General features: G+C 72.5%; 20 protein-coding genes. 9 read left to right on the top strand and 11 right to left on the bottom strand.

Annotated elements, in window-relative coordinates; translation table 11 throughout:
* Nucleotides 1-3: 3 nt before the first annotated feature.
* Entirely contained in the window at nucleotides 4-1,221 is a 1,218-nt protein-coding gene (locus KF708C_RS17210) for an EAL domain-containing response regulator (RefSeq protein ID WP_020201563.1), read from the bottom strand.
* Nucleotides 1,222-1,474: 253 nt separating this feature from the next.
* On the opposite strand from KF708C_RS17210, the gene KF708C_RS17205 reads away from it, so the two are divergent.
* The 9 genes from KF708C_RS17205 (at nucleotide 1,475) to KF708C_RS17165 (ending at nucleotide 12,651) form a co-directional block, all read left to right on the top strand.
* The gene (locus KF708C_RS17205; protein WP_059412738.1) at nucleotides 1,475-4,990 is read left to right on the top strand and encodes a DNA translocase FtsK; all 3,516 of its coding nucleotides are present in this window, start codon (nucleotides 1,475-1,477) and stop codon (nucleotides 4,988-4,990) included.
* A 177-nt stretch (nucleotides 4,991-5,167) separates the two neighbouring features.
* Nucleotides 5,168-5,347: a hypothetical protein gene (locus KF708C_RS17200; protein ID WP_059412737.1), complete on the top strand. Its 180-nt coding sequence runs from the start codon at nucleotides 5,168-5,170 to the stop codon at nucleotides 5,345-5,347.
* A 41-nt stretch (nucleotides 5,348-5,388) separates the two neighbouring features.
* Nucleotides 5,389-6,165, top strand: a complete 777-nt coding sequence (locus KF708C_RS17195) for a DUF2968 domain-containing protein (protein ID WP_059412736.1) — start codon at nucleotides 5,389-5,391, stop codon at nucleotides 6,163-6,165.
* A 132-nt stretch (nucleotides 6,166-6,297) separates the two neighbouring features.
* Entirely contained in the window at nucleotides 6,298-6,666 is a 369-nt protein-coding gene (locus KF708C_RS17190; protein ID WP_059412735.1) for a cupin domain-containing protein, read from the top strand.
* Between the two features lie 522 nt (nucleotides 6,667-7,188).
* Complete coding sequence (msuE, locus tag KF708C_RS17185) at nucleotides 7,189-7,755, top strand: FMN reductase (protein ID WP_020205519.1); 567 nt, start codon at nucleotides 7,189-7,191, stop codon at nucleotides 7,753-7,755.
* A gap of 14 nt (nucleotides 7,756-7,769) precedes the next feature.
* A complete protein-coding gene (gene ssuD, locus KF708C_RS17180; RefSeq protein ID WP_020205520.1) occupies nucleotides 7,770-8,918 on the top strand; it encodes an FMNH2-dependent alkanesulfonate monooxygenase in 1,149 nt (382 codons plus the stop codon).
* The gene (locus KF708C_RS17175; protein WP_059412734.1) at nucleotides 8,915-10,099 is read left to right on the top strand and encodes an acyl-CoA dehydrogenase family protein; all 1,185 of its coding nucleotides are present in this window, start codon (nucleotides 8,915-8,917) and stop codon (nucleotides 10,097-10,099) included. The genes ssuD and KF708C_RS17175 overlap by 4 nt, the downstream gene beginning before the upstream one ends.
* A 4-nt stretch (nucleotides 10,100-10,103) precedes the next feature.
* Complete coding sequence (locus tag KF708C_RS17170) at nucleotides 10,104-11,366, top strand: sigma-54 interaction domain-containing protein (RefSeq protein WP_063923027.1); 1,263 nt, start codon at nucleotides 10,104-10,106, stop codon at nucleotides 11,364-11,366.
* Nucleotides 11,367-11,409: 43 nt separating this feature from the next.
* Nucleotides 11,410-12,651: an acyl-CoA dehydrogenase family protein gene (locus KF708C_RS17165; protein ID WP_059412733.1), complete on the top strand. Its 1,242-nt coding sequence runs from the start codon at nucleotides 11,410-11,412 to the stop codon at nucleotides 12,649-12,651.
* Between the two features lie 45 nt (nucleotides 12,652-12,696).
* On the opposite strand, the gene KF708C_RS17160 is transcribed toward KF708C_RS17165, so the two are convergent.
* From KF708C_RS17160 to KF708C_RS17115, 10 genes are all read right to left on the bottom strand, one after another.
* On the bottom strand, nucleotides 12,697-13,083 hold the full coding sequence (locus KF708C_RS17160) for a HigA family addiction module antitoxin (protein WP_231401693.1): 387 nt from the start codon (nucleotides 13,081-13,083) through the stop codon (nucleotides 12,697-12,699).
* Between the two features lie 11 nt (nucleotides 13,084-13,094).
* The gene (locus KF708C_RS17155) at nucleotides 13,095-13,376 is read right to left on the bottom strand and encodes a type II toxin-antitoxin system RelE/ParE family toxin (protein WP_059412732.1); all 282 of its coding nucleotides are present in this window, start codon (nucleotides 13,374-13,376) and stop codon (nucleotides 13,095-13,097) included.
* 325 nt (nucleotides 13,377-13,701) lie between these two features.
* Complete coding sequence (locus KF708C_RS17150) at nucleotides 13,702-14,355, bottom strand: methionine ABC transporter permease (protein ID WP_020205526.1); 654 nt, start codon at nucleotides 14,353-14,355, stop codon at nucleotides 13,702-13,704.
* On the bottom strand, nucleotides 14,336-15,496 hold the full coding sequence (locus KF708C_RS17145) for a methionine ABC transporter ATP-binding protein (protein ID WP_059412731.1): 1,161 nt from the start codon (nucleotides 15,494-15,496) through the stop codon (nucleotides 14,336-14,338). The genes KF708C_RS17150 and KF708C_RS17145 overlap by 20 nt, the downstream gene beginning before the upstream one ends.
* A 4-nt stretch (nucleotides 15,497-15,500) precedes the next feature.
* Nucleotides 15,501-16,331, bottom strand: coding sequence for a MetQ/NlpA family ABC transporter substrate-binding protein (locus KF708C_RS17140; RefSeq protein WP_059412730.1), 831 nt, complete (start codon nucleotides 16,329-16,331; stop codon nucleotides 15,501-15,503).
* A gap of 39 nt (nucleotides 16,332-16,370) precedes the next feature.
* Nucleotides 16,371-17,732, bottom strand: coding sequence for an LLM class flavin-dependent oxidoreductase (locus tag KF708C_RS17135; RefSeq protein WP_059412729.1), 1,362 nt, complete (start codon nucleotides 17,730-17,732; stop codon nucleotides 16,371-16,373).
* On the bottom strand, nucleotides 17,732-18,994 hold the full coding sequence (locus KF708C_RS17130) for an SfnB family sulfur acquisition oxidoreductase (protein WP_059412728.1): 1,263 nt from the start codon (nucleotides 18,992-18,994) through the stop codon (nucleotides 17,732-17,734). The genes KF708C_RS17135 and KF708C_RS17130 overlap by 1 nt, the downstream gene beginning before the upstream one ends.
* Nucleotide 18,995: 1 nt before the next feature.
* The gene (locus KF708C_RS17125) at nucleotides 18,996-20,267 is read right to left on the bottom strand and encodes an SfnB family sulfur acquisition oxidoreductase (protein ID WP_059412727.1); all 1,272 of its coding nucleotides are present in this window, start codon (nucleotides 20,265-20,267) and stop codon (nucleotides 18,996-18,998) included.
* Nucleotides 20,268-20,406: 139 nt separating this feature from the next.
* On the bottom strand, nucleotides 20,407-21,237 hold the full coding sequence (locus KF708C_RS17120) for an ABC transporter permease (RefSeq protein ID WP_059412726.1): 831 nt from the start codon (nucleotides 21,235-21,237) through the stop codon (nucleotides 20,407-20,409).
* Entirely contained in the window at nucleotides 21,234-22,265 is a 1,032-nt protein-coding gene (locus tag KF708C_RS17115) for an ABC transporter permease (RefSeq protein WP_020205533.1), read from the bottom strand. Before KF708C_RS17115 ends, KF708C_RS17120 begins: the two co-directional genes overlap by 4 nt.
* Nucleotides 22,266-22,271 lie beyond the last annotated feature (6 nt).

Below are 22,271 nucleotides of genomic sequence, written 5' to 3'. Positions count from 1 at the left end.
GGCTCAGGTGGTCCAGCGGCCCAGGGTCTCGGCCACGAACATGTCGGGCGGCAGCGCCGGCGACCACAGATAGCCCTGGCCCAGGTCGCAGCCCAGCGCCTGCAGCGCGTCGCGCTGCGCGGGCGTCTCGATGCCCTCGGCCACGCATTCCAGCTTGAGGTCGCGCGCCAGGTTGATGATGTTGCGGCAGATCGCCGCGCGCTGGCTGTTGCCGGGCAGCGCCACCACGAACGAGCGGTCCAGCTTGACCTGCGTGAAGGGCAGGTCGGCCAGCAGCTTGAGGGTGGCGATGCCGATGCCGAAATCGTCGATCGCCACGCCGTAGCCGAGCAGCCGCAGCCGGTTCAGCGCGATCGACAGCGCCCGCGGGTCCGGCACCGGATAGCCTTCGGTCAGCTCGATGATCAGCAACTGGCGCGGCATGCCGCTGGCCTCCACCATCGCATCGAAGGCGTCCAGCACGCCCGGCCGGCACAGCGTCTGCGCCGAGGCGTTGATGCTCAGGGCGATGCGCACGCCGCGCGCCAGCAACTGCCGCTGCACCGACAGGCATTGCTGCCCCGCCAGCTGGAACACCGCATCGGCCTTGCCCAGCATTTCCAGCCGCGGCACGAACAGGTCGGGCCGCACCAGCCCCAGCGACGGATGGCGCCAGCGGCAGAGCGCCTCGGCGCCGGCCAGCTTGCCGCTGACGATATGGAACTGCGGCTGCAGCATGATGAAGATGGCGCCGGGCGTCTGCAGCGCGTCCAGCAGGTCGGCATCGTCGGGCTGGTCGAGCGCGGCCATCGGCGGCGCGGCGGTCAGGTCGCGCGCCAGCGCGTCCTGCAGGATTTCCTCCAGCACCACCGCGGAGATCGGCTTGTGGACCGCGCGCACGTGGGCCAGGCCGACCGAGTCCGCCAGGCTCACGTGGGAATCGATGATGTCGTCCTCCAGCGCCGACACCCATACCCACAGCGGCTGCGCGCCGACGAAGGCCTGGCCGGCGCGCCGGGTCAGCTCGTCCATCATGGCCGGGCCGTTGATCCCCGGCATCTCGATGTCGCACAGCACCAGGTCGAACTTGCGCGCGGCCAGCAGGTCGAGCGCGACACGCCCGTCGGACGCGCAGCGTATGTCGGCGACGCCGAGCTGGCTCAGCAACTGCTCGGCCGCCAGCAGCTGGAAGGGGTGGTCATCGACCACCAGTGCCGACAGTCCGGCGTAGCGTGTCTGCATGGTTGGCTCGGCGGCGGCGGGCGCCCGGGGTTCGGCTGCGTGTGGGTCAGGCCGCGGCCGGTCGGGCCGTGGCGGGCATCGCCCATAGTAGCGCACATGCCGCGCGGCGGGCAGGTCCGCATGCGCGCCGCGGCCCCGCCGCGCCGGCGCGCGACTGCGGGGATTCCGCCACGGCCGCGCATCTTGCACGGCGCCGCGGCGCGCAGACCCGCTACAATCGCTGCCCGAGGTATTTGACGATGGCGTTTCGATAATGGGTTTTGGCTGGTTCGGTTATTCGACCTTGTGGCTGCTGCCGCTGCTGTGGCGCACGGTGGCGCGCCTGCTCGCCGGCGAGCGCCGGTTCTTCAGCGGGCGCGGCTCGCTGCGCGTCTGGGTGGGCACGCTGATCGTGCTGTGCGCGAGCGCTTCGCTGGAAGCCCTCACGGGCGCCGCGGGCGAGGGCGGCATGGCGGCGAGCACGTCGGGCGGCAGCGCCGGGCGCGCGCTCGGCGGGCTGCTGACCGGCATGCTCGGCTGGAGCGCCAGCCTGCTGGTCATGCTCGGGGTGCTCGCGCTGGCCGCGCCGATGGTGTTCGGCGAGACCTGGCGCAGCCTGTTCTCGCGCAAGCCGCAGGCGCCCGAACCGGACGAGGAAGATTTCGCGCCGCCACGCGCGCCCGCGCGCGCCGTGCGCGAGCCGGACAGCCGCGAGGCGGCCCGCCTCGGCGCCGCGCATGCGTCCATGCCGGGCGCGGTGGACTACGTGCCGCGCCACAAGGGCATCGAAGCGGTGTCGGCGCGGCGCCAGCCGGTCTGGCAGCCGCCCGCGCGCACGCGCAGCTCCCCGCCGCAGCCGGGCGAGATCTGGCTCCAGCAGGCCGCGCCGCCGGGCCCGGTCACGCCCGAACCCGCGGCGCCAGCCGTTGCCGCGCCCGCGCCGGCCGCGCGCGTGCCCGCCCGGCCGGCGCCGGAACGCCCGGCCGTGCGGCCGGAGGATGCCACGCGCGCCGCCGGCCGCGCCGCCGCGGTCGCGCAGGCGCGCGCCGCCGTGGGCCTGCCCGCCGCCGGCGCGCCGCGCGCGACCGTGGTCAGCAGCCCGTTCCGCCAGCCGAACCTGACGCCGCGCTCGGCCATCACCACGCTGCCCGAGGCCGCTGCGCTGGCGCAGCGGCCTGTCCCGGTCGCTCCGGCCGCTGCAAAGGAAGCGCCGCCGCCAGCGCCGCAGGAGACTGTCGAGCCAGCCGCCATCGCGCAGGAAGCGCCGGCCGCGATGCTCGCGGAGACTTCCCCGGCGCAGCCAGAGAAGGAAGCCGCCGCCGCGCCTGAAAGCGAGGTGGCGGTGGCCGAAAGCGACGCGCCGGTGGTTGAAGCCGCGCCCGCGCTGCCCGAAACGCCGCAGCCGGTCGCCGTGCTGTCCGCGGGCGACGTGGCCATCCCGGCCGCCGATGCCGCAGTCGATGCCGCCAATGCCGACGATGCCGACGACGAAGCCCGGCGCGCCACGCTGGCGCAGATCCGCCTGGAAGCCGAGACGCTGATGGCCGAACTGAAGGCCCTGGCCGCCGGCACGCCGGTGCCGCGCACGGCCGCCGCGCCGGATGCGCCGGCGGTTGCGCCAAGCGAGGCCGCTGACGTGGCCGAGGCCCCGGATGCGGTCGACGACGTGGTGATCCCCGACGCCGCCGCGCCCGCGGACGGCCTCGCCGAATCGCTCCACGCCAGCCTGCTTGCCGACGACGAGGAAACACCGGAACCGGAAATGGCGGTCCGCCCGGAGGCAGGCACGGAGGAGGGCGCCGAGAACGTGCTCGATGCCAACCTGCTGGTCGAGTCTTCCGGCGAGGCCGCCGGGGCCGATGAAGCCCTGCCGGCTGCCGATGCCGCCGTGGCGGAGATCCAGCCGGCCGGGCAGGCCGATGCGGACGCCGGCACGGAAAGCGAAACGGCAATCGAGGCAGCAATCGAGGCAGCAACCGGGACAGCAACCGAAGCCGAAGCCAGCCCGGAAGCCAACGCCCAACCGGAAGCGGAAGTCGCAGCAGCACCGGAACCGCCCCCCGAAACCGAACGCGCACCCGAGCCGGCAGCGGCATCCTTGCCCGAGCCGCAGCCCGGCAGCGCCGCCGCCGACTCCCGGTCCGGCGCCGAGCCGGAAATCGCCCACGCCGCCCCCGCCGCGCCCGCGCCCAAGCCGCGCATCGTGCTGCCCGCCGTGGTCGGCAAGACCGTGCCGCTTGGCGCCGCCGCCGCGCCCGCGCTGCCGCCCTCGCAGGCCATCGCCGTCACGCCGGCGCCCGCGCGCATCGCCGACTACCGCCTGCCGCGGCTCGAATTGCTGGAGGCCGCCACCGCCGACATCGAGCAGGTCAGCGAAGAGCGCCTGCAGGAAACCGGCAACCTGATCGCGCAGCGCCTGGCCGAGTTCAAGGTGCCGGTGTCGGTGGTCGGCGCCTCGGCCGGCCCGGTCATCACGCGCTTCGAGGTGGACCCCGCGATAGGCGTGCGCGGCGCGCAGGTGGTCGGCCTGATGAAGGACCTCGCGCGCGCGCTCGGCGTGACCTCGATCCGCGTGGTCGAGACCATTCCCGGCAAGACCTGCATGGGGCTGGAACTGCCCAACGCGCGGCGCCAGATGATCCGCCTGTCGGAGATCGTGGCCGCCTCGTCCTTCCTCGCGCACAGCTCGAACCTGGTGCTGGCGATGGGCAAGGACATCACCGGCAACCCGGTCGTGACCGACCTCGCGCGCGCGCCGCACCTGCTGGTGGCCGGCACCACCGGCTCGGGCAAGTCGGTGGCGGTCAACGCCATGATCCTGTCGGTGCTCTACAAGGCCACGCCCGACGACGTGCGCCTGATCATGATCGACCCCAAGATGCTGGAGCTGTCGGTCTACGAAGGCATCCCGCACCTGCTCGCGCCGGTCGTCACGGACATGAAGCAGGCCGCGCACGCGCTCAACTGGTGCGTGGGCGAGATGGAAAAGCGCTATCGCCTGATGTCCGCGCTGGGCGTGCGCAACCTGGCTGGCTTCAACCAGAAGATCCGCACCGCCGAGGCCGCGGGCGAGCACGTGCCCAACCCGTTCTCGCTCACCCCGGACGCACCCGAGCCGCTGCGCACGCTGCCGCTGATCGTGGTGGTGATCGACGAGCTGGCCGACCTGATGATGGTGGCCGGCAAGAAGATCGAAGAACTGATCGCCCGCCTGGCGCAGAAGGCGCGCGCCGCCGGCATCCACCTGATCCTGGCCACGCAGCGGCCCTCGGTGGACGTCATCACCGGCCTCATCAAGGCCAACATCCCCACGCGCGTGGCGTTCCAGGTCAGCAGCAAGATCGACTCGCGCACCATCCTCGACCAGATGGGCGCCGAGAGCCTGCTGGGGCAGGGCGACATGCTGTTCCTGCCGCCCGGCACCGGCTATCCGCAGCGCGTGCACGGCGCCTTCGTCGCCGACGAGGAAGTGCACCGCGTGGTCGAGCACTGGAAGCAGTTCGGCGAGCCCGACTACGACGAAGCCATCCTCGCTGGCGACCCCGGCGAAGCGGCCGCGGCCGACCTGTTCGGCGAAAGCGGCGACGCCGAGGCCGACCCGCTCTACGACGAAGCCGCCGCCTTCGTGCTCAACACGCGGCGCGCCTCGATCTCGGCCGTGCAGCGCCAGTTGCGCATCGGCTACAACCGCGCCGCGCGCCTGATCGAGCAGATGGAAGTGGCTGGCCTGGTCTCGCCGATGGGCCGCAACGGCGCGCGCGACGTGCTGGCGCCCGGGTCGGGGGACTAAGGGCGGACGAGGGGAGAAAGCCGCACAGCGGCAATCGGCGCCTCGCCGCCCACGCATGCCACAAGCCGCACATCCCGCGCGCAATGGCCGAATAACGCCGTCTTTCCCCCGCTAATGTCCGGCTGGATGCCGCGCCGCCTCCCCTATGCTGGAACGATCGAACTTCGGCAGGCCAGCATGGGCGAAGAACCAGTCCTCCCCGTTTCCCTTTCGCTCGACGAGCTCAAGGCGTTCGCCAGCGTGCTGACGCAGGGCTCGCTGCTGCAGGAGGCCACGCTGCGGGTGGTCGCCGAGTGCGAACAGAAGGCGGTCGCGGCAAGCCAGCAGCGCTGCGCGCTGCAGCGGCAGTGGGACTGACGCCCGCCTGGCCCATCCTCCATCGCGCGCAAGGAGCTCCAGTGAAGCAGATCGCCGAACCGTACATGGACGTGGACGCCGATGAGCCGTCCACGCTGAGGCAGATCCTCGGCGAAGCGCTCGCGGGCGCCGCCGCCGGGGCGGTCGAGAATATCGACACCCTGGACGCGGCCGATGCCATCGACGCCATCATCGGACCGGCGCAGCCCGCTCCGGGCCAGGCTGACGCGCGCGAAGGCCAGCGCCAGTTCCCGCGCCTGATGCCGGTGGCGTCCGCCGCCCAGCCGGGCGCGCGCGCCGTCAAGGTGGCGGACATCGCCGGCTTCGAGCGGCTTGCCGAGCAGGACGCGCTGACGGAATTCCGCGTGTTCCGCAGTTTCGGCTATTCGGTGGTGCTGTTTTTCCACGCCGCCGAGATGGTGTTCTACACCGTGCTCTACCAGGACGGCTCGCCGTGGCGCGTGATGGCCTGTCCCGACCACGAGACCAGCGAATCGGTGTTCACCCATTTCGAGGAGCGCGCGCGGCGCTGGGCCGAGGGCGAGGCGCGCTGCGCGCTGGTCAAGGCCCGCAACGCGCATCTCGCGCGCCTGTTCGAGCAGTCCGAGCAACGGGCGGAGCGGCTGCGCAGCGACCTGCAGCGCGTGGCGCTGCAGGAGCAGGCGCTGAACGCGCGCCAGCAGCAGGTGCGGCGGGAACTGACCCGGCTCGAAGGCCTGCGCGTCGCGGCGCAGGCCCAGCTCAACAAGTCGGCCCGCCAGGCCCACCAGCTCATGCTGGCGGAAAACGAAGGGCTGCCGCATCTGCCGGGCCGCTGAGCGCCGCGCCGTCGTCGCTGTCGCTGTCGCTGTCGCTGTCGCTGTCGCCGTCGCCGTCACCGTCACGCACGGCGCCGGCGCAAACCGGCACAATGGCGGAGGCCGGCGCCGCCGGCCAGTGCGGAGATGATGATGGACACCACCAACGAGCCGGCCGGCGGCGTGCCGCACGGCAATCTTCTGGCCGACGTGCCGGCGGACCGCGCCGCCGAGCGCTTCGACGCCTTGCTGGCGCGCCCCGGCCTCAAGATCGAGCGCATCGTCTCGAACGGGCAGGCCAGCCCGCCCGGCTTCTGGTACGACAGCGCGCAGGACGAATGGGTGCTGCTGCTCAGCGGCAGCGCCGGCCTGCATATCGAGGGCGAGGCGCAGGCGCGCCGCCTGCTGCCCGGCGACTGGCTGCACCTGCCCGCGCACTGCCGCCATCGCGTGGCGTGGACCGACGCGGCGCAGCCTTCGGTCTGGCTCGCCGTGCATTTCGACCCGGCCGCGCAGGGCTGATCCGCGCCCGCCTGGGCGCCGCCACGCGCGCCGCATCCGTGTTCGCATACCCATATGCGGACCGTGCCTCTATGCATAGACGAAATGCGCGCTTCGGCGCGGCGTGCCGCTCGGCTATCGTGTGAGCCTGGCAAGCCGGCCGGTCCGTGGCGGCTTGCGCCACGATGTCCCACGGCCGGCCCCCATCCCGAATCATGTTCTTCCCGCCCCCGGCGCGGCTGTGCGCCGCGCTCGCCGTTTTCCCTCGCCGCAGGCGCGCGCGCCCGCTGTTGCCGGCGCAACAGCGATTCAACAAGCTGTGCCCGCAGCCGCCGCGCGATGGCGGCGACGCTGCCGCGCGAAACCACGGATGGCCGCGAGAAAGGCCGGAAATGGTCGCGAACAGGGCCGCGAACGGCGCCGATCGCGGCCGCGCGCGCCGGGCTTGCTTCTTGCCTTGTCCACCCACAGGCGCTCGCGCAGGCGAGCCCGGCGGCGTTGCCGCCGCGCCCATCCGGATGCATTCCACAGGAGATTTTCCCAATGGCTAAACCGCTGAACGTAGTTGCCGTCAACGGCAGCGCGCAGCAACCCTCGCGTACCCTGGCGCTGGTCCAGGCCCTGCTGGCCGAGCTCGACACGCGGCTCGTGATCGAGAGCCGCATCGTCAACCTCGGCGACATCGCCCGCCCGCTGGGCGGCGCGCTGACGCGCGCGGAGCTGCCGGCCGAGATCGAGGCCGAGCTGGCGGCGATCGAGGCGGCGGACCTGCTGCTGGTGGCCGCGCCGGTCTACCGCGGCTCCTATCCGGGCCATTTCAAGCATCTGTTCGACCTGATCGGGCAGGAAGCGCTGGTCGACAAGCCGGTGCTGCTGGCCGCCACCGGCGGCAGCGACCGCCATGCGCTGGTGCTCGAGCACCAGTTGCGCCCGCTGTTCGGCTTCATGCAGGCGCTGACGCTGCCGATCGGCGTGTACGGCAGCCCGGGCGAGTTCGAGCACTACCAGGTGAGCAGCCCGGCGCTGGCCGAGCGCATCCGCCTGGCCGCCGACCGCGCGGCGCCGCTGTTCGCCGAGCACCGGCGCACGGCGCTGCAGCGCGTCGCCTGAGGAACGCACCGGCGATGAACGTATTCTGGTTCCTTCCCACGCATGGCGACGGACACTACCTCGGCACCACCGAGGGCGCGCGGCCGGTCTCGCTGCGCTACCTGAAGCAGATCGCGCAGGCCGCGGACGACCTCGGCTACTACGGCGTGCTGATTCCCACCGGCCGCTCCTGCGAGGACTCGTGGGTGATCGCCTCGGCGGTGGCGCCGTGGACCGAGCGGCTGCGCTACCTGGTGGCGATCCGCCCGGGCATCATCTCGCCCACGGTGTCGGCGCGCATGGCGGCCACGCTGGACCGCATCACCAACGGCCGCCTGCTGATCAACGTGGTGACCGGCGGCGACCCCGACGAGAACCGCGGCGACGGCCTCTACCTGGACCACAGCCAGCGCTACGCGGCCTCGGCCGAGTTCCTGCGCGTGTGGCGCCGCGTGCTCGAAGGCGAGGCGGTGCACTTCGAGGGCGAGCACATCAAGGTGGAGAACGCCAAGGCGCTCTATCCGCCGGTGCAGCGCCCGTATCCGCCGCTGTACTTCGGCGGCTCGTCGGAAGCAGCGCACGAACTGGCGGCCGAGCAGGTCGACGTCTACCTGAGCTGGGGCGAGCCGCCGGCCGCGGTGGCGCAGAAGATCGCCGACGTGCGCGAGCGCGCCGCGCGGCTCGGGCGCACGGTGCGCTTCGGCGTGCGGCTGCACGTGATCGTGCGCCATACCAGCGAGGAAGCGTGGCGCGCCGCGGACGAACTGATCGCGCGGATCTCGGACGAAACCATCGCCGCCGCGCAGAAGTCGTTCGCGCGCTTCGACTCGGTCGGCCAGCGCCGCATGGCGCAACTGCACGGCGGGCGCCGCGACCAGCTCGAGATCTATCCCAACCTGTGGGCCGGCGTGGGCCTGGTGCGCGGCGGCGCCGGCACCGCGCTGGTCGGCAATCCGCAGGAAGTCGCGGCGCGCATCAAGGAGTATGCCGACCTCGGCATCGAGAGCTTCATCTTCTCGGGCTACCCGCACCTGGAGGAAGCCTACCGCTTCGCCGAGCTGGTGTTCCCGCTGCTGCCCGAGCCGTATGCGAGCCTGGCGCGCGGCGGCGCCACCAACCTGACCGGGCCGTTCGGCGAGATGATCGCCAACGACGTGCTGCCCGGCGGCAAGGCCACGGCATGAGCGTGCGCCCCCGCGTGGTGCCGCTGGACCCGCGCCGCACGGCGCAGGCGCTGGCGCGCGACTTCGCCCAGACCGCGGCCGAGCGCGACGCGCGCGGCGGCACGCCCAAGGCCGAGCGCGACGCGCTGCGCGCCAGCGGCCTGCTGGCCCTGACCATTCCCGCGGAACTCGGCGGGCTGGGCGGCAACTGGGCCGACATGCTGGCCGTGGTGCGCACGCTGGCCCGCGCCGATGCCTCGCTGGCCCACGTCTACGGCTTCCACCACCTGACGCTGGCCACGCTGCGGCTGTTCGGCAACGCCGGCCAGTGGCGCCCGTGGTGGGAGCAGACCGCGCTGCGTGGCTGGTTCTGGGGCAACGCGCTGAACCCGCTCGACACGCGCACCGTGGCCAGCCGCGGCGAGGGCTGTCACGAGTTTTCCGGCAAGAAGAGTTTCTGCTCCGGCGCCATCGATTCCGAGATGCTGGTGGCCTCGGCGCTGGAAGAGGGCAGCCGCCGCCTGCTGATCGCGGCGCTGCCGACCAGCCGCAGCGGCATCACGCCGCACCACGACTGGGACAGCATCGGCCAGCGCCAGACCGACAGCGGTAGCATGTCGTTCGAGCGCGTGCGCGTGGAGCCGCAGGAACTGCTGCTCGACCCCGGCCCGCTGAGCACGCCGTTCGCGTGCCTGCGGCCGCTGCTGGCGCAACTGGTGTTCTGCCACACCTTCCTCGGCATCGCCGAAGGCGCTTTCGAGGAGGCGCGCGGCTACACGCTGACCGAGGCGCGCCCGTGGTTCCGCTCGGAGGCCGCGCACGTCACCGAGGATCCTTACGTGCTGGCGCGCTACGGCGAGTTCTGGGTCGGCCTGGAAGGCGTGCGGCTGCTGGTGGAGCGCGCCGCCGCGCACTTCGACCGGGCCTGGCAAGCCGGCGAGCGGCTCGATGCCGACGCGCGCGGCGCGCTCGCGGTCGACATCGCCGCGGCCAAGGTGGCCTCGACCCGCACCGGGCTCGACCTCGCCAGCCGCATCTTCGAAGTCACCGGCGCGCGCGCCACGCACGGCGCGCTGCGGCTCGACCGCCACTGGCGCAACCTGCGCACGCAGTCGCTGCACGACCCGCTCGACTACAAGCTCCACGAGCTTGGCGACTGGGCCCTGAATGGCGCCGCGCCCAGCCCATCCTTCTACTCATGAGCCCATGCAGCTAGTGTCCTGGCCACCGGCGCCGCGCCCGGCGCAGCATCTCTCGCACGTCTTCGCCGACCCGAAGTCGCTGGCGCTGCTCAGCCACGTGGAAAAGGTCGCGCCCAGCGAGGCCGGCATCCTGATCGTGGGCGAGACCGGCACCGGCAAGGAGATGATGGCGCGCCACGTCCACAACCTGAGCGCGCGCCGCCACCGGCGCTTCGTCGCGGTCAACTGCGGGGCGTTCTCCGAATCGCTGGTCGATGCCGAGCTGTTCGGCCACGAGAAGGGCGCCTTCACCGGCGCGCTCGGTGCCAAGCCGGGCTGGTTCGAGGAGGCCGACGGCGGCACGCTGTTCCTCGACGAGATCGGCGACCTGCCGATGTCGCTGCAGGTCAAGCTGCTGCGCGTGCTGCAGGAGCGCGAGGTGGTGCGGCTGGGCTCGCGCAAGCCGGTGCCGATCGACGTGCGCGTGCTGGCGGCCACCAACCGGCCGCTCGACGCGGCCATCCGCGACGGCAGCTTCCGCAAGGACCTGTTCTACCGCCTCAACGTGGTGACGCTGGAGATCTGCCCGCTGCACGAGCGCCCCGGCGACATCCTGCCGCTGGCGCAGCATTTCCTGCGCAAGTACGGCGAGCGGCTCGGCTACGGCGAGGTCGCGCTGAGCCCGGAGGCGCAGCACAAGCTGCAGCGCTACGCCTGGCCCGGCAATATCCGCGAACTGGAGAACGTGCTGCACCACGCCTTGCTGACCTGCCAGGACGACCGCATCGACGCGGACGACCTGCACGTGCGCGAGCCGGGCGCGGATACCCATGCGGCGCGGCCCGATGCCGCCGCCGCGCTGGCGGTGCCCGCCGAGGCCGGCGCCATGCCCGCCGCCGGCGAGCCTGCCGGCGAACTTGCCGACGAGCCCGCCGCCGCCCTGCTCGAGCGCGCGCTGCTGCGCCTGTTCGACGACGCGCCGGAGGGCGTGCACGAGACCGTGGAGCGCGCGCTGCTGCGCGCCGCCTTCCGCTACTGCCGCTACAACCAGGTCCACACCGCGGCACTGCTCGGGCTGAGCCGCAACATCACGCGCGCCCGGCTGATCCAGATCGGCGAGCTGCGCGTCAACCGGCGCAAGCCGGGCGAGGCCGAGGGGCCGGGAGGCGATGGCCCGGCCGCTACCGCCAATATCGCCGGCATGGCTGACATGGCTGGCATGGCTGACACCGCCGCCGCCGACACCGCGCAGCCCGGCGCGGCGAAAGTCTTCGCGATCGCCATCTGAGCCTCGCCGGCATTCCGCAACCATTCACTGGCGCAATACCACCATGCCTGAACCACTTGTCTACCCGGCCCCGGCCGAACTGGCCGCCCGCTTCCGCCCGCTGTTTGCCGAGATCGCCGAACGCGCGGCCGAGCGCGAGCACACGCGCGAACTGGCCTTCGATGCCGTGCAGCGGCTGCGCGCGGCCGGTTTCGGCGCGCTGCGGGTGCCGGTGGCGCTGGGCGGGCTCGGCGCCTCGCCCGAGCAACTGGCCGAACTGCTGATCGAGCTGGGCGAGGCGGATTCCAACCTGCCGCAGATCCTGCGCGCGCATTTCGGTTTCGTCGAACGCCTCCATGCCGAGGTGGCGCCCGCGCAGCGCGAGCGCTGGCTGCGGCTGGTGGCGCAGGGCGCGATCTTCGGCAACGCCACCACCGAGACCGGCGAGGGCGCGCTGGGCCGCCACCGCACCACGCTCGCGCGCGATGCGTCCAACGGACAGGGCTGGCGGCTCGACGGCGAGAAGTTCTACAGCACCGGCACGCTCTACGCGGACTGGATCGCGGTGGCGGCCAACCGCGTCGGCGACGCCGGCCAGCCCGATGTTGTCGATACGGTCAACGTGCTGGTGCCGGCCGATGCCGCCGGCATCGAGCGCGTCGACGACTGGCGCGGCTTCGGCCAGCGCCTGACCGGCTCGGGCACCACGCGCTTCGACGCCGTGGCGGTCGGCGACGACCAGGTGATCAGCTTCCCGCGCAATGTGCCCACGCCGATGACCGCCTTCTTCCAGCTCGTGCACCTCGCCACGCTGGCGGGCATCGCGCGCGCGGTGGAGCGCGACGCCGCCGCCTTCGTGCGCGCCCGCCGGCGCGTCTACAGCCACGGCAGCGGCGCCACGCCGGCCGAGGACCCGCTGGTGCAGCAGGTGGTGGGCCAGCTCGGCGGTACCGCTTTCGTCGCGGCCAGCACGGTGGCGGCGGTGGCGCAGGGCCTCGGCGAGGTGGAGCGCGCGCGCCTGCGCGGCGAACCGGCGTCCACGGCCCTGCTCGACGAGGTGGAGCTGCGCGCCGCCAAGGCCCAGGCGGTGATACCGGACCTCGTGCTGGCGGCCGCCACGCGCCTGTTCGACATCGGCGGCGCCTCGGCCCTCGACGAAAGCCGCCGGCTGGACCGCCATTGGCGCAACGCGCGCACGCTGGCCTCGCACAACCCGGCCATCTACAAGGCAAGGGCGGTCGGGGACAACGCCATCAACGGCGCCGCGCCGACCTATTACTGGTCGGTGGGGGCCAAGGCGGCCTGAGCGGGGGACGGGCGCGGTTCCCTGGCGGGCCGGCGGCCCGCGCGGTCAGGCCGCCAGCGGCACGACCTCGCGGGCGATCGCCTCGCCGGAGGCCGCCAGCGCCACGCGCAGGTCATAGGCCGCCTGCAGGCTGGCCCAGAATTCCGGCGTGGTGCCGAAGTACCGCGCCAGGCGCAGCGCCGTCTCGGGCGAGATGGCGCGACGGCAGCGCACGATGTCGTTGATGCGCGGCGCCGGTACGTGCAGGGCCATCGCCAGGGCATGCGCCGTCATGTTGTTGGGCACGAGGAAATCCTCGCGCAGGATCTCGCCGGGGTGGACCGGCTCGATGTTCTCGCCGGTGGCGATGTCCGAGAAATCGACCTTCTTCAGGTTCTCGCGCTTGATCGTCATGGTGGCCTCGATGGTCGGTGTAGTCGATATGGACGGCATGGCCGGCGTGGTCAGTGATAGTCGGTGATCTCTGCCTCGTAGACGTCGCCGTTGCCAAAGCGGAAACAGATCCGCCACTGGTCGTTGATCCGGATGCTCCACTGGCCCTGGCGGTCAGCCCTGAGCGCCTCCAGCCGGTTGGCCAGCGGCGCCCGCAGGTCCTCGAGCACGGCCGCCGCGTCGAGCATCTCGAGCTTGCGGAACGCGGCCCGCTGGATCTCGCGCGGGAGGCTGCTGACGAACTTGCCGGCGTACACCGCTGCGGTGGCCTTGCTGGCGAAGCTTCGAATCATGGTGACGATCCTATAATGCGTTGAGTTTAACGTCAAGTGTTATTCGTGTGGCGTTATGCGTGGCGACGACACTGCCGCGCCCGCATCCGCAATGCCGGAATGGCGCCCCGATGCGATGCCCGCCCAGGGCAGGCGTCGGAGACGCCGGCGGCGTGGCCGCCGGATGCGGAGGATGGAGGAGGTCAATGCCTGGCGGACCGTTCGCGGTCCTGCCGGAGAGCGTAGGCTGGCTCTCCCCGGGCATGCATGAGAGGATTCGCAAAAGCGCCCGGCCGAGGGATGGCGGGGCCGGCGGCGAGCCGGCCCGCCGGTCAGGCGGAGGCGCTCAGGGCGCCCGCAGCAGGCGCACGCAACGGTCGCCCAGCCACTGGATGATGCTGACCAGGCCGATCAGCAGCACGATCACCACCACCATCACGGTGGTGTCGAAGCGCTGGTAGCCGTAGCGGATGGCGATGTCGCCAAGCCCGCCCGCGCCCACCGCGCCGGCCATCGCCGAGGCGCCGACCAGCGACACCACGGTAATGGTGAAGCCGCCCACGATGCCGGGCAGCGCCTCGGGCAGCAGCACGTGCCAGACGATGTGGCGGCGCTGGCAGCCCATTGCCTGCGCGGCTTCCACCAGGCCGCGGTCCACCTCGCGCAGGCTGATCTCGGCGATGCGCGCGAAGAACGGCGTGGCGCTGATCGACAGCGGCACCACGGCCGCCCACACGCCGATGGTGGCGCCGACCACCAGCCGTGTGAACGGCAGCAGCGCCACCAGCAGCACGATGAAGGGCGTGGCGCGAAAGCCGTTGACCACGCTGCCCAGCACGCGGTGCAGCCGCGGCGCGGCCAGCACGCCGCCGGGCGCGCTCAGCACCAGCACCAGCGCCAGCGGCGTGCCCAGCGCCACCGCCACCAGCGCCGAGGCGCCGACCATCGTGAGCGTGTCGAACAGGCCTTGCCAGATGCGTTCAATGGTCAGCGGGGACATAGCCGATTACCTTGGCGTGTTGGGATCGGGTGGCGCCGGCCAGCGCTTCGGCGGACAGGCCGCCGGCGGGCGCGGCCAGCAGCATGCGGCCCTGGCTGTGGCCCTGGATGCGGTCGACGCCGGCGTGCAGCAGGCGCGCCTGCCCGCCCAGCGCGGCGGCGATGCCGGCCAGCTCGGGCGCGGCGCCGGCGCCGCTGTAGCGCAGCTCGACCAGTTGCTCGCAGGCGCCGTGCGCGGGCGGCGCGGCCAGCAGCCGGCGCGCGAGGTCGTCGGGCAGGCCGGCCTGCAGCGGCTGCAGCAGCGCCCGCGTGGCGGCGTGGCGCGGATTGCCGAACACCTCCCACACCAGGCCGTGCTCGGCGATGCGGCCGCCTTCGAGCACCAGCACGCGGTCGCAGATGTCGCGGATCACGCGCATCTCGTGCGTGATCAGCACGACGGTCAGGCCCAGGCGCCGGTTGATGTCGCGCAGCAGCGCCAGGATGGACTGCGTGGTCTCCGGGTCCAGCGCCGAGGTGGCCTCGTCGCACAGCAGGATCTCGGGCCGGTGCACCAGCGCGCGGGCGATGCCCACGCGCTGCTTCTGGCCGCCGGAGAGCTGGCCCGGATAGGCGCGCTGCTTGCCTTCCAGCCCGACTAGGCCGAGCAGTTCCTCCACGCGCGGCCCGATCTGGGCGCGCGGCACGCCGGCCACCTTGAGCGGCAGCGCCACGTTGTCCCACACGGTCTTGGCCGACAGCAGGTTGAAGTGCTGGAAGATCATGCCGATGCGGCGGCGCAGGGCCACCAGCGCGGCGGCGTCGAGCGTGGCGAGGTCGGTGCCGTCCACCAGCACGCGGCCGCTGCTGGGCGTCTCCAGCCGGTTGATGGTGCGCAGCAGGCTGGACTTGCCGGCGCCGCTGCGGCCGATGATGCCGAACACGCCGCCGGCGGGGATGTCGATGTCGATCTCGCGCAGCGCGTGCACGTCGCCGGCCGGCGTGCGGTAGACCTTGCCGACCTGCCGGAACGAGACCGAGCCGGCGGCCGCGCCGGGGCTGTCGTGCGGGCCATCGTGCTGGCCGCCGGCGCGGGCGGACGGCGGAGGTTCGAGCGGGCCGGGCGCGGCCTCGCGCCGGCGCAGGAAGGTCAGCGTGCCCATGACGTCACTGCTTGCGCCACGGCAGGCTGTAGAGCTTGTCGTTGTTGGCGTAGGACTCGCGCAGCTTCTGCAGCACCGCCGGCGACTCCTGGTAGAGCTTGACGAAGCGGGCGATGCGCGGGTCGCCGGCATTGTCCTGGCGGCTGACGAAGCGGATCGCGAAATAGACGTCGTCCACGCCCGAATAGAGCAGGCCGGAGCCGGCCACCTGCGGCTTGCCGGCGTTGACGAAGTGGGCCGGATAGCCCTGCGCGAGGTCCACGTCGTCGAGCGCGCGTACCAGCTGCGGGCCTTCGATCTCCACGAACTTGAGCTTCTTCGGGTTGGCCACGATGTCGTCGAGCCCGCCGCGCGCGCCCACGCCGTCGCGCAGCTTGAGCAGGCCGGCCTTCTGCAGCAGCAGCAGGCCGCGGCCCTGGTTGACCGGGTCGCTGGCCACGCCCACGCGCGCGCCGTCCTTGAGCTCGTCGAAGCGCTTGATGCGGCTGGAGTACAGGCCGATGTTGGGCAGCACGCCCACCGCCACGCTCTTGAAGGCGTAGCCGCGCTCCTTGATGGCGTTGTCGAGAAAGGCCTGGTGCTGGAAGTAGTTGAGGTCGAGGTCGCCGGAGGCCAGCGCCACGTTGGGCGTGGTCCAGTCGGTCAGCTCGACCACCTTGACGTCGAGGCCTTGCTTGCGCGCCTCGGCGGCGGCCACTTCGACCGAATCGGCGAGCGCGCCCGGCGTCACGCCGATGCGCAGCGGCGCGGCGTGCGCGAGGTGGGCGGCAGTGGCCAGGGAGAGCGTGGCGAGGGCGGAGATCAGCAGTCGCTTGAGTGTCGGCTTGCGTGTCATGGGGCGGGTGGAATGGTGTCTGGATGAATGTCGGGTGGTTCAATCGGCCGCGTGGCGGAACTGCGCCGCCGCGTGGCGCGCGGGCAGGCGGTTGCCTTCGCCGAACAGCTTGCCGCGCAGGCTGCCCTCGGCGTAGCTGGTCTTGTAGAGGCCGCGGTTCTGCAGCTCGGGCACCACCAGCTCGACGAAATCCTCGTAGCTTTCCGGCACCACGGTGCGGCTCAGGTTGAAACCGTCGATGCCGGTCTCGTCGATCCACGACTGCAGCTCGTCGGCCACCTGCGCCGCGTCGCCGACGATGGCCGGATAACGCCCGCCCAGCTCGAACAGCTCCAGCAGGCGCCGGCGCGTCCAGCCGTGCTGCTGGGCTGCGCGCGAGGCGGATTCGATGGCGTTGCCGCCGTAGTAGTCCACCGGCGCGTCGAGGTCGTAGCGGCCGAAGTCCACGCCGGTGCTGGCGGCGAAGTGGGCCAGGCCCGCCTCGCGGCTGGCGTAGTCCTTGTAGTCGGCATGCTTCTGGCGCGCCTCGGCACTGGTGCGGCCCGCTACCACGGCGGCGCCGGCGAACACCTTGATGTCGTCGGGACGGCGCCCGGCCGCCACCAGTTGCTCGCGCAGCGCGCGCACGGTCTCGCGCGCGGCTTCCTTGCTGGGCGGTGAGATGAACACGCATTCGGCGTGGCGCGCGGCGAAGCGCTGGCCGCGCCCCGAGCTGCCGGCCTGGAACAGCACCGGCGTGCGCTGCGGCGACGGCTCGGCGAGGTGGTAGCCCTCGACCTTGTAGTACTTGCCCTGGTGGTTCACCTTGTGCACGCGGCCGGGGTCGGCGAACACGCGCGCGGCCTTGTCGCGCCGCACCGCGCCGTCTTCCCAGCTGCCTTCCCACAGCTTGTAGAGCACCTCCAGGTATTCGTCGGCGCGGTCGTAGCGCTCGTCGTGGGCGATCTGGTTGTCCAGCCCCATCGCGCGCGCGGCGCTGTCGAGGTAGCCGGTGACGATGTTCCAGCCCACGCGCCCGCGCGTAAGGTGGTCCAGCGTGGAGAAGCGCCGCGCCAGCAGGTAGGGCTGCTCGTAGGTCAGGTTGACGGTCACGCCGAAGCCCAGGTGCCGCGTCACCGCGGCCATCGCCGAGACCAGCAGCAGCGGGTCGTTGACCGGCAGCTGGATCGATTCGCGCAGGGTCACGTCGACGTTGCCCTGGTAGATGTCGTAGACGCCCACGATGTCGGCGATGAACAGGCCGTCGAACAGGCCGCGCTCGAGCGTGCGCGCCTGGCCGGTCCAGTATTCGATGGTGTTGTAGTCGATGGAGCGGTCGCGCGGGTGCGTCCACAGGCCGTGGTTGATGTGGCCCACGCAGTTCATGTTGAAGGCGTTGAGCAGGATTTGCTTGCGTGCCATCACAGGGCTCCGTGCCGGGTGGGAAGGCGGTCGTTGAGGTAGTAGTTGCCGACCGCGTGGTATTTCCAGCGCACCGGGTCGTGCAGCGTGTGGGTGCGCGCGTTGCGCCAGAAGCGGTCCAGGCCCAGGCCGTCGAGCGTGGCGCCGGTGCCGGCCAGCTCGAACAGCTTGCTGCCGGCCAGCAGCGAGGCGGTGGTGGTGAGCGCGCGCGCCTCGGCCACGGCGATCGAGGCCGCGGCCACGCTGCGCTCGTCGGGCGCGGCCTGGGCCGCGTCGACGATGCGCCCGGCGCGGCGCACCAGCGCCGCCGCGGCGCGCAGGCGCACCGCCACGTTGCCGACTTCATGGATGGTCAGCGGGTCGTCCGCCGCGCGCTCGACGCCGGCGTCGAGCCACGGGCGCGACTGCTCGCGCACGAACGGCAGCGTGGCGTCGAACGCGCCGCGGCCGACGCCGAGGTCGATGGCCGCGTGCAGGATCTGCGCCACCGGGCCGATGGTGGTGGGCTGCTCGAACGAGGCCAGGAACGGCACCACCCAGTCGGCCTCCACGCGCACGTTGTCGAACGTGACCGAGCCGCTGCCGGTGATGCGCTGGCCGAAGCCGTCCCAGTCGTCGACGATGGCCACGCCGGGCGCGGTGCGCGGCACGATGGCCAGCAGCGTGACCTCGCGGCCGTCCTGCTCGGCCACCACCAGCGTGGGAATCCAGTGCGCGTAGAGCGCGCCGGTGCAGTAGAACTTCTTGCCGTCCACGCGCCAGCCGTCGCCGTCCGGGCTGAGCCGGGTGCGGCGCTTGAAGTCCTTGTGGCCGATCTCGGCCAGCGCGTTGCCGAAGCGCTCGCCGGCCAGCGCGCGCGCGTAGAAGAAGCGTTTCTGCGCCTCGCTGCCGCCCACGCGCAGCACTTCCAGCGCGTAGAAATGGTTCTGCGGGATCTGGCCCAGCGAGCCGTCGGCCGCGGCGATGGTGGAGATCACTTCGGCCAGCGTCACGGTGGACACGCCGGCGCCGCCGAACTCGCGCGGCACCGTGATGCCCCACAGGCCGCTCGCGCTGAAGGCGTCGAGCTCGGCCCAGGGCAGGCGGCGCTCGCGGTCGCGTAGCGCGGCCCCGGGCGCGAACTGCGCGGCCAGCCGGCGCGCGGTGGCGATGGCGTCGGCGTCGTCGCGGATCAGCGCGGGCGGCTGCGCCGGCGGCGCGGCGGGCGCGGGGCGGCTGGCGGGGCTGTTGTCGGCGGGAACCGGGGTAAGGAGCAGGGACATGTCAGTTCCAGGAATGGCGCGCGGGCAGCACGTGATTGAGGTAGTAGTTGCCGATCAGGTGGGTCTTCCAGCGCACCGGGTCGTGCAGCGTGTGGGTGCGCGCGTTGCGCCAGTGGCGGTCGAGGTTGTGGCGCGCGCGCGTGGCGGCGGAGCCGGCCAGCTCGAACAGCTTTTCGCTGGCGGACAGCGCCGCCTCGGTGGTCAGCACCTTGGCCTCGGCCACGGCCACCGAGGCGCGCGCGCTGGCCTCGGCGTCGAGCCCGCGCGGCGCGGCCGCGGCGGCGATGGCGTCGAGCGCGCGGCCGGCTTCGAGCAGCACCTCGCGCGCGGCGTGCACGTCGATCTGCACGCGGCCCACGTCGGCGATCAGGTGCGGGTCGTCGGTGGCGTGCTCCAGGCCCGAGTCGATCCACGGGCGCGCGTACTGGCGCACGAAGGCGATGGCGTCGGCCAGCGCGGCCTCGGCGATGCCCTGGTCGATGGCGGCCTGGATCAGTTGCGAGGTGGCGCCGTACAGGCCGGGGCGGTCCGCCAGCTGCCACACCGGCAGCACGTCGTCGGGCGAGACCGGCACGTTGTCGAACACCACGCTGCCGCTGGCGGTGGTGCGCTGGCCGAACGAGGACCAGTCGTCGACGATGGACAGGCCGCGCGCCTCGCGCGGCGACCATACCTGCACCGCGCGGCCCTGGCCGTCGAGCGCGCGCGCCGGCACGCGGTGCGCGAACAGCGCGCCGGTGGAATAGAAACGGTGCCCGTTCAGGCGCAGGCCCTGCGCGGTCTCGGTCAGGCGGGTGGTGCCTTGCAGCACGTTCTGGCTGTGCTCGGAGCGGCGCTCGGGGCCGGCGTTGCCGAGCCGCGCGCCGGACAGCACCTCGCTGTAGAAGCGGCGCTTCTGCGCCTCGGAGCCGGCTTCGCGCAGCACGCCCAGCAGGCCGAAATGGTTCTGCGGGATCTGGCCCAGCGCCGGGTCGGCCGCGCACAGGATCACGAAGACCTCGGCCAGCGTGGCGTAGGACACCTCGGCGCCGCCGTAGGCGCGCGGCACCGTGATGCCGCCCAGGCCGCTCGCGGACCACTGGTCCAGCTCCGCCCACGGCAGGCGGCGCGTGCGGTCGCGCTCGGACGCGCCCTCGGCGAAGCGGGCGGCAAGGTCGCGCGCGGCCTGCAGGGCCTGCGCGTCGTCGGCGATGCGCCGCACGTCGGCCGGGTCGGGCAGGTGCGCCGGCGCGGCCGGCAGGGCGGTGGCGGGGAAATCGGACAGTGTGGTCATGGCAGTCGGGGAAGATGGCCGGGGTTAAGGTGTTGTTTCAAAATGAAGCGAAGCGGTCCTGGCTAGGCGCGCGGCCGCAGACAGTACAAGTGGTACGGCAAGGCCGCGCAACGACGCCAGGATCTTTTTGAAACGACATCTAGGCGGCGCGCACGCGGCGCAGGCGCGGATTGAGCGCCGCTTGCAGGCCGTCGCTGAGCAGGTTGAGCGCGAGCACCGTCAGCACCACCGCCAGCCCGGGGATGGCGGTCATGTACCAGCCGGTGCGCAGCGCGTCGCGGCCGAGGCCGATCATCGAGCCCCAGCTCACCACGTTGGGGTCGCCCAGGCCGAGGAAGGCCAGCCCGGCCTCGGACAGGATGGCGTTGGCCACCAGCAGGCCGGTGGAGACGATGATCGGGGTCCAGGCGTTGGGCAGGATCTCGCGCAAGATCAGGTGCGCGTCGCTGGCGCCCACCGCCACCGCGGCGCGCACGTATTCGCGCTCGCGCAGCGACAGGAACTCCGCGCGCACCAGCCGCGCCACGCTGGTCCACGAGGTCACGCCGAGCGCGAACACGATGGTGCCCAGCGTGGGCTTGAGCACCGCCACCAGGATGATGGCCAGCAGGAACGCCGGGATGGTCTGGAAAAACTCGGTGATGCGGCTCAGCACCGCGTCGGTGCGGCCGCGGTAGAAGCCGGCCGCGGCGCCCACCGCGACGCCGATGGCCAGCGCCACCAGCGCCGACGACACGCCCACCAGCAGCGACACGCGCGCGCCGTGGGCGAGGCCGGCCAGCAGGTCGCGGCCCATCAGGTCGGTGCCGAGCGGCGTGGCCGGATCGGCGCCGGGCCAGGTGTAGGGCGCGCCGACCATGTCGAGCGGGTCGTCGGGGAACAGCACGCCGGCCAGCGCGGCGGCCGCGGCCACCACCAGCAGCACGGCGGCGCCGAGCCAGATCGAGGGTTGCAGGTACCAGCGTTTCATGCGGCGCTCCCGGTGGCGGCCGAAGGCTGGCGCGGCGGCTGCGCGGCGCGGCGCACGCGCGGATCGAGCGCGGCCTGCGCCAGGTCCACCAGCAGGTTGGCCAGCACCACCAGCACGCCGCTGCAGATCAGCACGGCCAGCAGCACCGGGATGTCGCGGCTCTTGATGGCCTCGAACGACAACTGCCCGAGGCCGGGCCAGGCGAACACGGTTTCCACCACGATCGAGCCGCCCAGCAGCGCGCTGCTCTGCACGCCCAGCATCGTGACCACCGGCAGCAGCGCGTTGCGCAGCGCATGGCGGAAGATCACCTGGTGCTCGCGCGCGCCCTTGGCGCGGGCGGTGCGGATGTAGTCCTCGGCCAGCGTCTCGATCATGGCCGCGCGCGCCAGCCGCGCGTACACCGCCACGTAGTAGATCGCCAGCGTCAGCACCGGCAGCGCCAGGTGCCGCAGGTAGTCCAGCCACAGGCGCGCGCCGTGGTAGCCGGCGTTGACCTCGCGCAGGCCGCCCACCGGCAGCCATTCGAGCTGCACGCCGAACAGCACGATCAGCATCAGCGAGGTCCAGAACATCGGCGCCGAATAGCCCACCGTGGCCAGCGCCGACAGCACCGTGTCGGTCAGCCCGTGCGGGCGCCGCGCCGCGGCCACGCCCAGCAGCACGCCGGCCACGGTGGACAGCAGCAGCGCCGCGCCGACCAGCGCCAGCGTGGGGCCGAGCCGGTCCAGCAGCAGGTTGAGCACCGGCTCGCCGAAGCGGAACGAATAGCCCAGGTCGCCCTGCGCGATGCGGCCCAGGTAGCCCAGCAGCTGTTCCGGCAGGCTGCGGTCCAGCCCGTAGAGCTGGCGCAGCTGCGCCACGTACTGGGGCGGCACGCTGCCGCTCTCGCTGGCGATCACGTCGACCAGGTCGCCCGGCAGCGCCTTGAGCAGGGCGAAGTCGAGCACGGCGGTGGCGAACACCACGCCCAGCAGTTGCAGCAGCCGCCGCAGCAGCGACCTGAGCAGGGATCTGGCTATGCGCACGGTGTC

Source organism: Cupriavidus basilensis (assembly GCF_000876015.1).
Classification (GTDB): domain Bacteria; phylum Pseudomonadota; class Gammaproteobacteria; order Burkholderiales; family Burkholderiaceae; genus Cupriavidus; species Cupriavidus basilensis_B.
This window is presented reverse-complemented; position numbering and strand designations above follow the sequence as displayed.

Bases quoted from the DNA above. Each gene is read 5' to 3' on its own strand.
- KF708C_RS17155 (WP_059412732.1), bottom strand. From the start codon at position 13,376: ATGATTCGAAGCTTCGCCAGCAAGGCCACCGCAGCGGTGTACGCCGGC.
- KF708C_RS17130 (WP_059412728.1), bottom strand. From the start codon at position 18,994: ATGTCCCTGCTCCTTACCCCGGTTCCCGCCGACAACAGCCCCGCCAGC.
- msuE (WP_020205519.1), top strand. From the start codon at position 7,189: ATGGCTAAACCGCTGAACGTAGTTGCCGTCAACGGCAGCGCGCAGCAA.
- KF708C_RS17175 (WP_059412734.1), top strand. From the start codon at position 8,915: ATGAGCGTGCGCCCCCGCGTGGTGCCGCTGGACCCGCGCCGCACGGCG.
- KF708C_RS17135 (WP_059412729.1), bottom strand. From the start codon at position 17,732: ATGGCACGCAAGCAAATCCTGCTCAACGCCTTCAACATGAACTGCGTG.
- KF708C_RS17120 (WP_059412726.1), bottom strand. From the start codon at position 21,237: ATGAAACGCTGGTACCTGCAACCCTCGATCTGGCTCGGCGCCGCCGTG.
- KF708C_RS17145 (WP_059412731.1), bottom strand. From the start codon at position 15,496: ATGGGCACGCTGACCTTCCTGCGCCGGCGCGAGGCCGCGCCCGGCCCG.
- KF708C_RS17150 (WP_020205526.1), bottom strand. From the start codon at position 14,355: ATGTCCCCGCTGACCATTGAACGCATCTGGCAAGGCCTGTTCGACACG.
- KF708C_RS17190 (WP_059412735.1), top strand. From the start codon at position 6,298: ATGGACACCACCAACGAGCCGGCCGGCGGCGTGCCGCACGGCAATCTT.
- KF708C_RS17205 (WP_059412738.1), top strand. From the start codon at position 1,475: ATGGGTTTTGGCTGGTTCGGTTATTCGACCTTGTGGCTGCTGCCGCTG.
- KF708C_RS17165 (WP_059412733.1), top strand. From the start codon at position 11,410: ATGCCTGAACCACTTGTCTACCCGGCCCCGGCCGAACTGGCCGCCCGC.
- ssuD (WP_020205520.1), top strand. From the start codon at position 7,770: ATGAACGTATTCTGGTTCCTTCCCACGCATGGCGACGGACACTACCTC.
- KF708C_RS17200 (WP_059412737.1), top strand. From the start codon at position 5,168: ATGGGCGAAGAACCAGTCCTCCCCGTTTCCCTTTCGCTCGACGAGCTC.
- KF708C_RS17210 (WP_020201563.1), bottom strand. From the start codon at position 1,221: ATGCAGACACGCTACGCCGGACTGTCGGCACTGGTGGTCGATGACCAC.
- KF708C_RS17160 (WP_231401693.1), bottom strand. From the start codon at position 13,083: ATGCCGTCCATATCGACTACACCGACCATCGAGGCCACCATGACGATC.
- KF708C_RS17125 (WP_059412727.1), bottom strand. From the start codon at position 20,267: ATGACCACACTGTCCGATTTCCCCGCCACCGCCCTGCCGGCCGCGCCG.
- KF708C_RS17140 (WP_059412730.1), bottom strand. From the start codon at position 16,331: ATGACACGCAAGCCGACACTCAAGCGACTGCTGATCTCCGCCCTCGCC.
- KF708C_RS17170 (WP_063923027.1), top strand. From the start codon at position 10,104: ATGCAGCTAGTGTCCTGGCCACCGGCGCCGCGCCCGGCGCAGCATCTC.